Raw genomic sequence first — 15,487 nt, 5'->3', positions numbered from 1 at the left:
ATTCGCGTTTCGTCAGCACGCTCGCGTTCCATGAAAAAATCGACCACCTATTTTCTGCTGATCAGCGGCGTTGTCTTGCTCTTCGTCTTTTGCCTTGTTTGGATTATCGCCGGACCATCGAGGCCCATCCAGCTTTCGAAACAGACGACTTACCTGACCGAGCCGCTGCGTCGCAATGGTTTGATCGACTACGAAAAAGCGCTCCTCGAAATCCAAGGCGCCGATGTCGCGCCCGAAGAAAACGCCGCGATTCCTTTCTTGCAAGCGATGTGGCCTTGCGATCTGACGCCGGAAGAGCAAATCCTCGTTTGCGACGCATTGCAAATGTCGCTGCCAAGCGAGCCTGGGCTGGTCCACTCTGGAGATGCTGCAACGCTTGAACCAATCGTCGCGTGGCTCAATCAACAGCAGGACATGCAACTAGGCGCCGGCAACTTCACGCCGCTCACCAGAAACGAAGCGATCGCCGCCGTTAACGAGTCGTACTCCACTCCCTGGTCCCGCGCCCAATTGCCGCCGCTGGCCGCTTGGATTGATCGCCAAGCGCTGCATTTCGAGAAGTTGCATGAGATGAACGATCGTCCCCGATTCTTCCTGCCCGACCCCGCATTGCTGGATGATCAATACGACTCATTTTTCACCTATTCAATGCCGACAATCGAGGCGCAACGGGAGGTGACGCGATCACTTGGCGCCAGAGCGATGCTAAATATCGGCGAAAATCGTCCTGCTGACGCTTGGGAAGATATAAAAACCACCTTTACGCTCAGTCGATGCCATCCACGGCCCGTGTTCATCATCGACGTATTGCTCGGCAGCGCCTTTCACGGCTTGGCATGTGATGAATTGTGCACATTGCTCAATAGCGGCCAATGCGACGCGCAATTGCTTGACCAGATTGATCAGTACTTGAATCAACTGAAACCATTCCACGATATGCCGGGAGTTATCAATATTTCCGAGCGTTTCAGTACGCTTGATGCGGCGACCAATCTGAGCGCCGGCAATTTCGAAAGCGAACTCGTCTTGGGTGAGTCCAACGAGGTGTTCGATTCCCTCGCCAAGATTCCATATGACCGGAATGCGATGCTGCAGACGATTAACCGCTGGTACGATCAACTTGTCGCGGCGATGGAACTTGACGATCTCGAAGAACGTCAGGCGGCGTTCGATCAGTTTGACGCCGACCTGCAAACCGAAATCGCCGGGATCAAAGATAGCGGCAATATCGCCGTTGCGATCTTCAATCAATCCGCCCGCGGCGAGATGATAGGCAAGATTTGCGTGGCGCTGCTGCTGCCGGCGTCGGTGCAAGCGGCCTCGGCGGAAGACCGGGCCAATGTTCAATTGCAATTGGTTCGCGTCGCTGTCGCGCTGGAAAAATTGAAGGTCGAAACAAGCGTCTATCCCGAATCGCTCGCCGCGCTGACCGATCGGATTGATCCGGCGCTGTTAAACGACCCTTACTCCACTGGCCAATTCCGTTACGAGCGACGCGAACCGGGATATCTGCTCTACAGCCTTTTCTTGGATCGAATCGATGACGGCGGCTCTTCTCTCGATGGGATGACTGTCGCCGGCGATTGGATCAGCGGCGACCCGATAATTCTCTACCCCCAGGGCGATTGGGTGATCCGCTTTCCACAACCGCAGAACACATTTCTCGACCCGCCGCCGTGGAAAGTTGAAGCGGACGCAGCTGCAATCGAGCTTGAGACGGAAGCGGGCGCCAAAGAATGATCGATTTTTAATTCGTTCACGCCTGAATTTGCGCAAGCGCTCCTCTCCATTGCCGAATCCCTATCAAGCCGATTTGTTGGCCTGTTTTGTATGGCGCTGTTAGAATCGCGCTGGCCTCCCGTTGCGACACCTCTCTTCCCTCGGCCTATCATGAAAAAGTCGACTATCTATCTGCTCATTTTTGGCGGCGTTGCTTTGCTGTCGGTCTTTTTGCTCATTTGGACCATCGCCGGACCATCCGGGCCAATTCTCGTCTCGAAGCAGACGACCTATTTGACCGAACCACTAGGCGCCAACGGATTGGTCAACTACCAGAAAGCGTTGGTCGAGATGCAATCGGCGAACGTCTCGCCCGCAGAAAACGCGGCGATCCCTTACCTGCAAGCGACCTGGCCTTGCGAACTGGATCCAGAATACCAATCGCTGGTTTGCGACGCGTTACAAATGCCGATACCAGCCGCCGATGGCATGGACTCTTTGTACAACGCCGATGTGCGACAAGCGACGGCCGATTGGGTGAATCAGCAAGCGGCGACAAAACAGGCCAACAGTCCGGCTGAACCACTTGACCCTCGCGATGCAGACCAGATCCTTTCCGAGGCGTTGGAAGTCGCTTGGACGCGCGATCAATTGCCGCCGCTGGCTGCCTGGCTCGATGATCAAGCTCCTCACTTTGACAAACTGCACGAGATGAACGCGCGGCCAAAATTCTTTCTGCCGTCGGCCAACTTTCTTGATAACAAGTATGAAATGCTCATCGCTGCGCTCTTACCGACTGTCCAGCATCAGCGCGACGCGGCCCGCTCTCTTTCGGCTCGCGCCATGTTGGCCATCGGAGAAAACCGTCCGACCGACGCGTGGGAAGATATCAAAACGATCTTCACACTCAGCCGTTGCCATTCGAAACCCGGCTGTTTGATCGAAATGCTGGTTTGCAACGCGATTCGCGGCGTGGCGTTCGCCAAGCTAACGACCCTGCTCGACAGCGGCCAATGCGATGCGGCGCTGCTCGACGAGATCGAGCAGTTTCTCGCCCAGACCAAGCCGTATGATGAGATGGCTCCTTCGATCAACATGATGGAACGTATCGCCGGGCTCGACGCGGCGATTTCTCTCAGCACGCATGAAATCAACGCCGACGCTGCGATTGGTTCCGGCGATGGATCGTTAAACTCGCTGACCTACGCGCCTTACGATCGCAATGCGATGCTGCGTAAGTTGAACCAATGGTACGATCGAATTGCCGCGACCGCCGAAATCGACAATCTCGACGATCGCAAAGCGGCGATGGAACAACTGGAAATCGACATCACGGCCGAAACGCAAGGCGCAGTAACCGCCGGCAGCGTCACCGGCGCGATCTTCAATCAATCGGCCCGCGGCGAGTTGGTCGCCAAAGTCTTGGCGGGACTGTTGATGCCAGCCATCACCCAAGCGGTGTTGGCCGAAGAGCGGACCAACGGCCAACTGCAACTCATGCGAGTCGCCGTCGCGCTCGAAAAGTACAAAGTGGAAACCGGCGACTATCCTGACACGTTAACTCCTTTAGCCAAGCGCGTTGATCCCGCGCTGCTGAAGGATCCTTACTCGGCCGGTCTGTTGCAATATCAGAAGCGACCGCCCGGCTATCTCCTCTACGGCATCTTTCAAGATCGCACGGATGACGGCGGAAATTCGCAAGATGGTGAAATTATCGCCGGAGAATGGATTACCGGCGATTCGATCAGCATCTATCCCAACGGAGATCAGATAATTCGCTTGTCGCTGCCCAAGAAATCGTTGTCGGACGTCATGCCTTGGAATCAACCGGCGGACGAGATTGAATTCAATTTCCCTTTAGAAGAGACGCCCACAGGGGAAGAACCGCCGCTGGCTGAACCGCAAACGACCGAACCGGCCGCCGTGAGCCCAGAGACGACGTCCGAGTAATCAAGAAACAAAACGACCGCCGACCCTGTTGCGAGGATCGACGGCCGACGCGAAGTAGGTGCGCTACTTCCATTAGGCGATTACGCCAGCGTTATTTTTGCTGCGCGACCTGACGATCGCTGTCGCTCTGCAGACGTTGCAGTTGCGAAAGCGACTCTTCGATCTCCTGACGCAATTTTTCGTCCGGCTCAGCGCTGGTCGGATCTAATTGATCGATCTTGGCCTGGATCTCTTCGGTCAACGAATTGATCTTTTCAAGACGTTGCTGCTTTTGCTGCAGTTCAGCTTGCAGATGTGAGATCTCTTCCTTCAGCGGCTTGCGATTCGTCTGGTTATCATCCAATTGCTTTTGCGAACTGTTGCGGAAGTCTTTCTTCTCTTGCTGATTCGAGTATTTCTGCAAGGTCGTTTTCGCCGTGTTCAGCTTCTCTTCGACTTCCTGCAGCGAAACTTCTAATTCCGATTGCGGCGGATCAACATGCTCGGAAGGTTGCGGCGTCGCTGCTTCCTCCTTGGCGGGCGCTTCTTCTTTGGCTGACTCAGCCGGCTGCGATTTTTTGTCATTGGCCGATTTCGCAGGCTGCGACTCTTCGGCCTTCGCCTCCGGCGCATCGGTCGAAACCGGCGACGTTTCCCCCCCTCTTTCTTCCGCGGCCGCAGCGCTCTGTTCCGTCGCCTTCTCTGGCGATTCGTTCTTCACCGTCATCTCATCCGTCTTCGTCTCATCATCTAACGATTCGCGGTGAACTTCGTGTTGTTCCAATTTTGGCGCATTTTCGGCGGCGCTTGTTTTAGTTTCTTCGTTGCCGGTCGACTCAATGTAACTTGAGTATTCGTCCGACTGGTCGCTCACCTGCCCAGCGGGTTGACCGCAACCCAGCGGCGCGAAAGCAAACGGAAGCATAGCGAGGGATAATAGGGAAAGTCTCATCGTTCGAACTCCTTGGGGTCTATACGCGAAAGATCGTTTTCTAATTTGCAGCGGCACGTCGTTGATCTGTAACAGATCGCAACAGGCGTGCCGAAAACGACCGCTTTCGACCAAGTTCGAAAGGAAAAGCAGAAGACGAGGTTGCTAGCGGACCGGATTCTCGCCGCCAAGAAGTCGACTGTCCAACCATGCATTGCGCTCGTTTGCTGCATCCACGAATTTCTCTGGCGGATAACCGAAATCGCCCGTTTCGGGGATAGGGCGCGGTCGATTTGTGATTTAAATGGTATGTTTCCCCCATTGCCTATCTCGCCTTAGGACCTCTCCACTTGTCGCGCCAAGTCATCGAATTTCGCGAGATGCAACCTGCGTCGACGCGTGTCGCCCGCTTAATTGTCAGCCTGCACGTTCTAGATCGTCAAAGCAAAAGACGCTTTGCGTTGTTCCGCAAACTGCGTCGTTGGGGTCAGGCGCTGCAAGCGCAACCGAAACCGACAATCTCTCAATTGGATATCGTCTTCTATCGTCATGACCGCAAAACGTCGGCGGCTAAGCAAGCCAGTTGCGAGTAGTCCCCTTCGGTGCTCCACGTCGCATCCGATGATCTGGCGGAGAGGATTTCGAACTGATCATGCAGCTTCAGGGGAAACTTTCGCTGGGCGATTCGATAACGTTCGAACGAAATCGCCACCTTCAGCAGTTCTCGCTTCGCTTTGATCGCCATCTGCATTGGACCTGGCTTGCCGACTCGCCTAGGTGATCGACTGGGAGCGAACAGCGCCGACGTCGCTGAGGATGGCGGCGCTGCCGAGAAGCGTAGCGGAGTGAGCCTGCGAGCGTTGATCGGTCTGGCGGCCGCGATCCCATTCTTTGCCGAAGTGGTTCCGATAGCACTGGTCAGAATAACGAGACTGGCGAGATAGATCGTCGGATTCCGCATCTTTGGCTCCTTTGCAAATTGGCGCAAAACGAACGCATCGCTGCGTCTCTTTGTTAAAGAGCTATTCGCTGAGTCAGCGCGAGGATTTGCGAAAATCGGCCTGCGAGAAAGCGGCAAGAAACAAAAGAACGCCGGCTGGCAATTCCGGCGTTTTTGTCCGATCGGGGCAGCTCGTCATGACGCAATGGCCATGGGAGCCGCCCCTAAGTGTGATTTAGTTTCCGAAGGGGTTATCCATCGCGCCACCATCTCCGCCGCCGAACGGGTTGCTCCCGCCGCCAAACGGATTGGAACCGCCGCCAAAGGGATCGCTTCCCCCCGAGTTGTCGGCGTCGTCTTTGCCGCCTCCGCCGCCAAACGGGTCGCTGCCGCCGAATGGGTTGTCGCCGCCGCCAAACGGATCGTTGCTGGCCGGCTTGGTCTCTTCCATCGGCGTCTCCGGCTTCTTGTCTTCGGTTTCTTCCGGTGTGGCCGGTTCTTCTTCGCCGGTCTTGAGCGGGATATGAACCATCGGGAAATCCTTACCTTGCTCTTGCAAGACATACAGGACGCCTGACTTGGTGCCGAGAATAATCCGGTCCGATTCATAGTTAGAGTAGAAGTAGTCGAAGTCGCGAACGCTCAACTGCGCCTCGATCGCGCCGGAGACTTGCTCCAACTTCAAAAGCCGATGTCGATCGTCCAGGACATAGACATGTTCGGCGCTCGCGGCCAGAAATTGACGAACGCCTGGGACGTACCACTTTTCTTCCCCGGTGTAGGCGTCCACCGCATGCATGCCGCCGCGCTGCAAAATGATATAGGCGGTATTGCCGATGGCGGGGATCGAATCGACGATCGGTTCACCAAACGAGCGACGCCATTCGATGCGGCCGTCCCGTTGATAAATGCCATACGCATATCCGCTGGTCGTTGCGAAGAAGTTCAGGCTCGGCGCCAAGTGCGTCGTAGGTGCAATCACTTCACCGGTCGCTTCGATGCGATAGCGAAACTTATCATCAAACGAATTTCCAGCGTAGACAAAGCCCCGATTGGTCGGCCATGTGACGGTCGCTTCGGTAATCGTCGGATTCGCGAAAATTTGGCCAAACGACTGGAATCGACCAACCGGCTTGGTGCTATCGGTCAGGTCGTAGATCTCGATCACGCCGTTCATCAGCGGTGCGTAGATATGCCCTTCACCGATCACGGCGCCGGCGGAAGGCGCACTGCTCAGGTTACGTTTCCAAACGAGTTCGCCGTTTTCACGATGCAAGACATACAGGGTTAGCCCATTGATGGTCGCGACATATTTGCCGTCGGCTGACGCTTTTTGCGACGGATGAAATGGCTGGCCAGGCAACTGCGTCCAAAGCTTGCGTCCGGTTTGGCCATCAATCGCATTCAGCGTTCCAGAGGTGCTTTGTGCAAGCAACAAGACCTTGGGAACCTGATGCTCGGTCAGCTTCGGCTCTTCTTTCGTTTGATCCAAACGCGCGACGAACTGTTCGGCCTTCGTTTTGGCCCCCTCGGCGCCGAGCGGTTTGCCAAAGGGATTCAAATCGCGCGAAGAGAACATCGTCGAGCGGCCGAGATAGCTGACCTCGTAAACGGTCTGCATGTCGTCTGCATCGATCGTATGCGACAACGAACTGAGCTTGGCGCCGGTGACGCCGATCGGAAGCTGAGTCGACCACTTCTTTTCGAGCCCTAAGCGCTGCAGACTAGCGTCGTCCAGAATGTTGCGCCCATATTGGGCCAGCACTGCAGACGAAATCGACAGCGAAAAAAGGATTACGGCAAAATAGCGAGAAAAACGGAGCGTCATCGAAATCCTCAGAACGAGTCGAAAACGTCGGTCAAAGAGTCTGGAAAAGCAATCTCTATCATAGTCAACGTTACCGAGCCGAGCGCGGATAAAGTAAGAAATCTAGGAGAGTTAAGAGACAGACATGAGGGCAAGTTTTCGCCTCGTTCCTTTGGGCGGGGAGAGTATGCAACGTCGCCAAGTATTGAAATAGCAAGCATTTACGACTTCTTTGCCCTCGTCAGAGTGCGTCTGTCGCCTAGACCATCTGGCTGGGTCTTCCTAGGATGAAGGGTTTACGGCCGTTTGGGCCGTAACTGGCGCCAAGTCGGGTGCGCCGCAAAGCTTGTCCATGCATCAGTTTGAATTGCACGCCGGTCCAGGCCAGAACGGAACCACATGCCCTCGTTGAGCCAATTCTCGACTCAAATCGAAAGAACGCTGGGCTATCTGAACTTTTCTGCCGGCGCCTACGACCCGAAGTTCGCCTCGGCGTTGAATGAACTCTATGCCGCCGTTGCGCCGGGAGAACCGCGGTCTCGCCCCACTTGGGCTCGTTTGGGGGATGCGCTACGGGAAGAATTGACCCGCCTGTCCGGCAGTTCGGCCGCGTTCGCCGATACCGAACAAGCGGCCGGGGTATTGAGCTGCCTGTTTGACCATGTGCTTCCTGGCTATCTCGAATTTCACCGCGATCTCCTCTTTCACCAAGTCGATGAAGCGATCTTCCTCCCCTACTTTGTCGTTCGTGCCGCTGAGGCGACCCTCCAGCAAGGGGGGCCATGGGATGAAGTGGAGCGAGTTCGCGCCGGCGCGATCGGCCTGCTGAATGACTATATCGGTCATCGACCGATCGCCGCACTGCAGTCACGCCGGATGCGACCCTACGACCATGAGTATTGTCGCCCAGTGCCAATTTTTCTGGCCGGGGCAGGCGTCTCGATTGGTCGTTACTATCGTGTCACGACCAAAGCGCTGGAACTGATCCAAGCGACCAGCCCCGATATCCTGCACGACGCCTGCTTTGAACCCGACATGCTGGAAGAGTTGGCGTTCGATCCTCGCGCCTACGATTTCGATCACCCGGTCAACAAACGCCCCAACTATCAATTCGGTCAGTGGGACCCCGATCATATCGACACGACCGGCCGCTATCGCCGATTCGTGGTCCAGCAAGTGACGCTTGATGCGCTGATGCGTCGCGTCGAAGAGGGGCAAGAAGCGACGCTCGAAGAACTGGAAGTCGAAGCGGCCGCCGTCTTGGCCGGCGTCATCTTGATGGGCGCCGGCATCTCGGGGCGAGGACCAGACACTTACACTTCGGACGTCACATTGGCGACGCTGTTGCCGCAGATCGCCAGTTATCGTGATCGCTTTTACGCCGAATTGGTCCATAAGATCGAAGGGGAGCATGGCAAGCGGCTGCAACAAGAGGCGATCATTCGCCGGCAGCCGTTTGGAGCCGCTCGGCAACATTTGAACGGCGTCCTCAGTCAGCGCCGCGCTCGCCAATTGGCGCACGTCCATCTGGCTCAGCTGTTTGCACGGATGGGCTATCCGGAAGAAGCAGGCCACCAGGTCGATGTCGTTCCGACCGCGTCGGCTCGCATGAGTTGTCGGATCGTCTGTTTTGTGACGTTGTCGAATCAGGCGGTCGATCATCGTGAGCTCGGCTCGGCCGTCGAGTATGTCGACAAGATCATCGATCGCCTGCATCGGGGGATCGCCTGCGGCGCTCTGGTCGATCCTTGGAATATCTTAGGATTCGAGGCGCAGTTCAGTCTATTTCCGTCGATGGAAAACAGCGTCCGCGATCATCGCGTCGACGATCTGTTGCAGATGACGGAGATCATCATGAATCTGATGTCTCGCATCTGGAGCGAAGCGGCCGCGATCAATGACGCCGACGCCGCTACCCAAATTGAGAAGCGATTCTCCTCCTTCTCGGAGTGGTGGGGCAAGTTCGCCGCGCACGAAGTTTCGAGCGTCGAAGCGATCAACGCCGCAGAAGCGTTTGACGCCGCTCAGCATGTTGCGTCAGCGCTGCGGCTTTGGCATCAAGGGGGCGCGGCGACCGGCGATGTCGGCTTTTGGGCGCCGCACGCTGCGATGTTCGACTCGCCGAAAGCGTACGCGCTGGTGATCGAAGCGTTGCTGGAACGCAATGACTTTGTCGCTGCATTGTCGCTGCTGATTCATTGGCTCGAACGAGCTGACCACGTTCCGTTGCAACTGGGAGAAGCGTCGTTCTTTCCGATGGCCCGCGAATGGATGCGACGGATGCGGCGAACCGAAACGTCGCCCGAGAAACGCTGGATGCTCGCCTGCCGCATGTTCGACTTTATGGAAGCGAACGCCGGCGATTACTGGAATCCGCCGACGTGGCTCTCTGGCGGCAAACAAAACGGCGGCGGCGGCGATCTCGCGGCGCTGTTCGCCGAACCTCCCAGCGACGAAGACGACCTGTACGGCGCGGCCTACGAAGAAGTCACCTACATCGATAGTACCGACGACGGCGTCGAAGGGGACGTGCAAGGCTCTGATTCTTCGGCGGAAGAAAGCAAGGAAGAACTGCACGCCGAATCGCGTCGCGTCAATCTGCGACTATTGTTCCTCGAGTGCATTGCGCGACTTTGGCGCATGACGGCGATGGAAGCGGCGATGCAGCCGGCCAATGCGGAAGCCGCCGATCGTCTGATCGAGATGCGCGAGCGCGCTGTCTCTAACCTGGGCGGCTTGTTGCAGTTGCTAGCCTCGGTGCATCGTTATCAATTGCCCCGCCCTGCCGGCGATCATCAGTCGATGATCGATTTTGACCGCCAACGAGCGATCAAAGAATTTGTGCTGGAGCGGACGATCATCACCGCAGCGGCGGCCGCCTCGTCGGCTCGCTTGCTCGAAGCGGCCGCGGTCCGTTCCAACAACGAGACGTCGCAAACAGCGCTGACGTTTCAGCAGCAACTTCCGCCGGAATTGGCCGACGAACATCGCCAAGGCGTGCTCGTGCTGACCTCTCTGCTGGCCGATCGCGCCGGCGAAGCAGGCGATCCTTGGCAAGAGTTTATCGAAGCTGTGACGTCGAAACCGCTCCTCTACATCCCGATCGGCAAAGGGGGCGCGCCGGGTCAAATCGTCGCGGCCCGCGTTCGCCAAGGAGCGATTCGCGAACTGCTCGCCTGGCTGCCGCGGCTCGGCATGTTCGAGCGAACGCGGCAACTGCTGGAAATCGCCCGCGCAATGGAGCGCGACAATCCCGTTGGTCCGAGCGCCGTCACCGAGTTCGATTCGCTCTTTGAAACCGCCTATACGTCGCTGGTCAGCGCACTTTCCGATTCGTCGAAACAATGGAAAGCCGGCTCCAAAAGCAAAAAGAAGACCCGCACCGTCGAGACCGAACTTGTCGAGTGCCTGGAACAGATCACGCAGCACATGCTGATCGTCTGGCTGCACCACAGTCGCACGTTGCGGCTGTCGGCAGTCGAAAAGTTTCAGGACGAACCGCGGTGGACGCAGATCAAGACGTTCATCGAAAGCTACGGCGGCGACTTGTTTACCCAATACTTCTTCAACCGGGGCAACATTCGCTCGATCTTGCATCAAGGAGTTCACGTCTGGATCGATCGCATTCGGAGCGAAATGATCGAGGAAGATTGGCCGGCGTTTGTGATGGCGATCCAGGACGAACGTGACCAGCGCCGCGCGGTGGAATGCATCACGATGACGCTGGAAGCGGTGCTCGAAAACTATCCGGAATATCGCGACTACAACAGCACCACCACGCAAAGCGATCGGGGCGAACTCCTGTATATGTTCCTCGATTTCCTCCGCCTGCAAACGATGTACGAGCGGATCGAGTGGAACCTGAAGCCGGTCGTGCTGGCGCATGAAATCCTGGTGCGACGCGGCCATGCCGAAGCGGCTCAGCTATGGCGTCGCGCGCTGGCCGAACGGATCGGCGACGAGGCGAATAAGTTTGTCGCTCAGCTCGGCGAATTGCAGCAAAAGTACTCGATGCGCATGCCGACCATCGCCGATCGCATCCACCAACGATTCTTACAGCCGTTGGCGGTTGATCGCGTCTGCTCGCTGGTCGAGCAAGCGATGGAAGAAGCAGGCGGACCAATGCATACCGCATTCGAGCTGCTCCGCAAAGAAGCGGATGTTCTGGTCGAAGAGCCTAGCGGCGTCGGTCTCGACGTCCCGGGCTGGTTGGTTGCGTTGGAAGCGGAAGTGATGAAGATCGAGCGGCGACGGCACTTTGGCGGCGACGACGAGGAGCAAGAAGCGCTGTTCGTACCGCAAAAGATGCTCGGGATTGAGCAATTGCATGACGAGATCGATCCGTGGCAAACGTCGCTCACGCCTTCGGAAGCGGATGACGAAGAGTACGAAGACGACGACGAAGCGTGACAAGAAAAGAACGAAGCCGAACGTGATAGCGTTCGGCTTCGTCTGATTTACTTCGTGAGTCAGCCCGGCTTCCCTGCCTAGCCGTCAATCGAACTACTCAGCGTCGACAACGGCGACTTCGACAACTACATCCACAACTTCGGCCGGCGAATCGTTGAATCCGTCGCCATTGGTGTCGAGAACAAATCCTTCGCGCGTCTCTGAAGTGTTCTCGCTTCGACGATCGTTATCTTTCCGATCGCCGTCACGTTTTCCTCGTTCACGGCGCTCACCGTCTCGCGGTCCCGCTTGCGGACGTTCTCGCTCTCCATCACGGGGGCCGCGTGCGATCGGACCACGTGGGCCAGCTTGACCACGCATTCCCTCGAAGCTACGACCTGGGAACCCGCCACGCATCATCGGTCCACGTGGACCGGCGACATCAGGGTGACGAGCCGATTCGCCTTTTTTGGCTTCGTCTTTCTTCGCTTCCGGTTTGTCCGATTTCAGCGCGTTTTCGAGGCGAGCCACCTTCTGCTTTAGCTGCGCGTTCTCGGTCATCAAGCGATGAATCGCGACGCCGGGATGAGCGAAGCCAGGCTTTGCGGCGCCGTCATGCCCCGGTGCATGTTCCGGTTTCTTCAGTTCCGACTTGCCGCCGCGAATTGCGTTGGCCAAACGTTCGACCTTTTGTTCCAGCGCTTTGATCTGCATCTGCTGACGCATCATCGCGGTTCGCGGTTCAGCCATCCCAGACGAATAGCCGGCATGCGCTGATTTGCCATGTCCAGGACCAAAACCTGCATGTCCGCGACCACCATGCATCGGGCCGAATCCATGCTGCATCGCCATGCCGCGCATCGCGTGACCGCCGAACGCCGATCCATGCCCATGTCCGCCGAAGCTGGAACGATGCCCGCCCCAGGCGTGATGCATGCCGCGTTTGCCGTGTCCTGGATGTTCGCCATGCCGACCATGCATGCCGGGTTTACCGTGATCGCGATGATCGACCTTTTTTTTGTCCCCTTTTTCTTTGTCCCCCTTTTCCTTCTTTACGTTGTCCCCCTTCGCTTTGTCGCCGCGGGCAGGCGGTTTGAAGTCGACTTGATACGACTCGGCCGCGAGTTCTTGCTCAGTCAGCGGAGCAATGGGGGCCTCCTCAGCGAGGGCGAGTGTCGCCATCCCGAGAGCGCCAAACAAACATGCGCCAGCCGTCACAGCATGACGCGACAGAGGGGCAATACGCAGGAACCAATCCATAATTCACTCTTCTCCAGTGATGAGTCTCGAACCGCGCAACCAGGTTCAAAAACGATAGACGCGGCTGCGGCTGAATCGCGGCGACAAGCGATGATCGCTGTGCTGCGTTGTTGACCGTAGAAATCCGCCTTGTGTTAGATCTAACCAATCTGTTGGACGAAAGTTTCGGCCGAGAAGTTTCGTATTGGTCGGAATTATCCTGTTGAACCGCTAGCTAACGAGCATTCGCCACCTTTGATTGGCGCATGAAAAAGCCGAATGCGATACACATTCGGCTTCGATGATTTCAAGCAAGATCTCGGCGTGAAAACTATTCCGCATCCAATCGCGGAGCCGGAGCAGCATCACTATCACGCGGACCTTCCGGACGCGGGCGATCTCCATCACGCGGACCTTCCGGACGTGGGCGATCTCCATCACGCGGACCTTCCGGACGCGGGCGATCTCCGTCACGCGGACCCTCCGGACGTGGGCGATCTCCATCACGCGGACCCTCTGGACGTGGGCGATCTCCGTCACGCGGACCTTCTGGACGCGGGCGACGTCCATCTCGCGGACCTTCTGGACGCGGGCGGTTTCCATCTCGGCGAGGAGGACCTTGCATCTCGTCCAAACGACGTTGAATGCGATCCATATGGGCGCGAAGCATCTGCATTTCTTCTCGCAATAGATGGATCATTTCCTCCCGCGGAGGGCCGAAGTCACCTTCACGACGCGGCGGCGGACCAGCATCCCCTTCGCGGCGCGGCGGAGGTCCGAAGTCACCTTCACGACGTGGCGGCGGACCAACATCCCCATCGCGGCGCGGCGGAGGGCCAAAGTTCCCATCTCGACGCGGTGGTGGCCCGAACAGGCCTTCGCGGCGCAGCGGTCGTTCGAAGTCCGCATCGCGGCCGTTGGCGGCCTCGCCTTCGGCCAACAAGCGGGGAGAAGCCAGCATCGCCGACGCGACCCACAAGCCGACAGGCACGACTACCAAAGCCAATCCAACCGGCAACAATCGACCCGATTCGCGCCCGAGCGGTATGCCCAAAGCATGTCGAACTCGCTTCAGCAGAGTCATCGTGCGATCTCCTAAAAATGGGGTAGCAAACGCAGCAGCCGATTGATTCATCTGCCGTCGTGCGACAAGTTCCAAGGATTGAGCGTATTGCACCCGGCGACCGGTGGTCAGAATCGCCAGTTCGTCACAGCAGAACTCGCGTTCGACGCGAATCTGACGCGAAATGAACCAGACGGCCGGATGATAAAAAAACAACGTTTCCACGACACGCTGCGCCGCGTTGATCCACAAATCTCCACGACGAACGTGCGCCAACTCATGTGCGATGACCGCCTCGAGCACTTCCGGAGAAAGTTCGGTCAGCCAAGCGACCGGGAGCAAGACCATCGGCTGCAGCACTCCTAACGTCAACGCTTCGCCGATTTGCGAACTAACGCCGATCGGCGGAGTGGTCAAAAACCCAAGACGGCGACTTATTTGATCGGCGATCCTTTGAATCGAACGTTCGAGGCGCGTCCCTTCGCTCCGCAGCCAAACTGTCGCCGCATAAGCGATCAACAATCGTCCGCCAAGCAACACCACGCCCAGCAACCAGGTGAGCAACAGCACCGGCTGAAATCGTTGAATTAATACGACGCCCAGCGATAAGTCAGATGAGGTCACCATCGAATCGTCTGCTGCAGCGGCGGGGGTCAGCAGCCCTGTTTCGTCAATGACTTTGGCGCTGTCAATTTCAGCGTTGACTTGACTTACGGCCAACTGCGGCGATTGCTGCGGCGTCAAACAAGCTGTCACGATCGGACAAGCGAGCATTACGCCTAACGCAGCGACACCCGCGTTGTAGCGAGTTTCTGGTCGGGTCGAATAGCGCATCACCGCGACCCAAATCAGCCAAATCAGAGCGCCTTGCCAAACGAAATGGACCAGCGCCATCGTTAGCTGAAAAAGGATTGGATTGGAGAGAGGCTCCCAAATCATCAATCGTCTCCTGGCAGCTGGTCGGTTTCTTCGTATTGCTCAAGCGTGCGTCGAATCGCGTCCAATTCGGCGCCGGAAGGTTTCGACTCTTCCAGCAAGTGGGCGACCAGATTGCTGGCCGAACCGCCGAATGCTCGTCCAAGTACGTCGTGCAGAATCCCTCCCAACGTTTTATCACGAGGACGCTTCGCCTCGTAGATAAATGCGCGGCCTTCCGGCTTACGCTGCAGCAACCCTTTGTCAGCCATGACGTTCATTAAACTCATCACCGACGTATAGGCTCGCGGGCGAACTTGATTCAGTTCATTCATGACGTCCCGCACGGTAGATGGACCACGATCCCAAAGCACCTTCAGGACCTCCAATTCTCCAGCGGTCGGCGTCGACTGTTTTGGTCTCGGCATGTTGAGCTTGCCCTCATTTCAATTGACTCGCATTATTCTACTGCTAAACCCGTAGATAGCAACGGAGAAAACCGTAGAAAATGTAATACTGGGGATCTAACCCGCCCTTGATGGTTGAGTTTCGTAC

The 15,487-nt window shown here is 57.1% G+C and carries 9 protein-coding genes; 3 read left to right on the top strand and 6 right to left on the bottom strand.

Annotated elements, in window-relative coordinates; all coding sequences use genetic code 11:
- Positions 1-30 precede the first annotated feature (30 nt).
- Both M4951_RS00575 and M4951_RS00570 read left to right on the top strand, forming a co-directional pair.
- A complete protein-coding gene (locus M4951_RS00575) occupies positions 31-1,740 on the top strand; it encodes a hypothetical protein (RefSeq protein ID WP_262024538.1) in 1,710 nt (569 codons plus the stop codon).
- 150 nt (positions 1,741-1,890) lie between these two features.
- A complete protein-coding gene (locus tag M4951_RS00570) occupies positions 1,891-3,669 on the top strand; it encodes a hypothetical protein (protein ID WP_262024537.1) in 1,779 nt (592 codons plus the stop codon).
- A gap of 91 nt (positions 3,670-3,760) precedes the next feature.
- Here M4951_RS00570 and M4951_RS00565 read toward each other — a convergent pair whose 3' ends face one another.
- From M4951_RS00565 to M4951_RS00555, 3 genes are all read right to left on the bottom strand, one after another.
- The gene (locus M4951_RS00565; protein ID WP_262024536.1) at positions 3,761-4,600 is read right to left on the bottom strand and encodes a hypothetical protein; all 840 of its coding nucleotides are present in this window, start codon (positions 4,598-4,600) and stop codon (positions 3,761-3,763) included.
- 526 nt (positions 4,601-5,126) lie between these two features.
- Positions 5,127-5,540, bottom strand: a complete 414-nt coding sequence (locus M4951_RS00560) for a hypothetical protein (protein ID WP_262024535.1) — start codon at positions 5,538-5,540, stop codon at positions 5,127-5,129.
- A gap of 214 nt (positions 5,541-5,754) precedes the next feature.
- Entirely contained in the window at positions 5,755-7,347 is a 1,593-nt protein-coding gene (locus M4951_RS00555) for a PQQ-binding-like beta-propeller repeat protein (RefSeq protein ID WP_262024534.1), read from the bottom strand.
- 378 nt (positions 7,348-7,725) lie between these two features.
- On the opposite strand from M4951_RS00555, the gene M4951_RS00550 reads away from it, so the two are divergent.
- Positions 7,726-11,736 (top strand): hypothetical protein, encoded by a 4,011-nt coding sequence (locus tag M4951_RS00550; protein ID WP_262024533.1) that lies wholly within the window; start codon positions 7,726-7,728, stop codon positions 11,734-11,736.
- A gap of 93 nt (positions 11,737-11,829) precedes the next feature.
- On the opposite strand, the gene M4951_RS00545 is transcribed toward M4951_RS00550, so the two are convergent.
- From M4951_RS00545 to M4951_RS00535, 3 genes are all read right to left on the bottom strand, one after another.
- Positions 11,830-12,897, bottom strand: a complete 1,068-nt coding sequence (locus tag M4951_RS00545; RefSeq protein WP_262024532.1) for a hypothetical protein — start codon at positions 12,895-12,897, stop codon at positions 11,830-11,832.
- Positions 12,898-13,285: 388 nt separating this feature from the next.
- A complete protein-coding gene (locus M4951_RS00540; protein WP_262024531.1) occupies positions 13,286-14,956 on the bottom strand; it encodes a M56 family metallopeptidase in 1,671 nt (556 codons plus the stop codon).
- On the bottom strand, positions 14,956-15,360 hold the full coding sequence (locus tag M4951_RS00535; RefSeq protein WP_262024530.1) for a BlaI/MecI/CopY family transcriptional regulator: 405 nt from the start codon (positions 15,358-15,360) through the stop codon (positions 14,956-14,958). The genes M4951_RS00540 and M4951_RS00535 overlap by 1 nt, the downstream gene beginning before the upstream one ends.
- Between the last annotated feature and the right edge of the window lie 127 nt (positions 15,361-15,487).

It is taken from the genome of Blastopirellula sp. J2-11 (genome assembly GCF_024584705.1).
Classification (GTDB): domain Bacteria; phylum Planctomycetota; class Planctomycetia; order Pirellulales; family Pirellulaceae; genus Blastopirellula.
The sequence above is the reverse complement of the archived record's forward strand: the minus strand, read 5'-3'. Positions and strand labels throughout refer to the sequence as shown.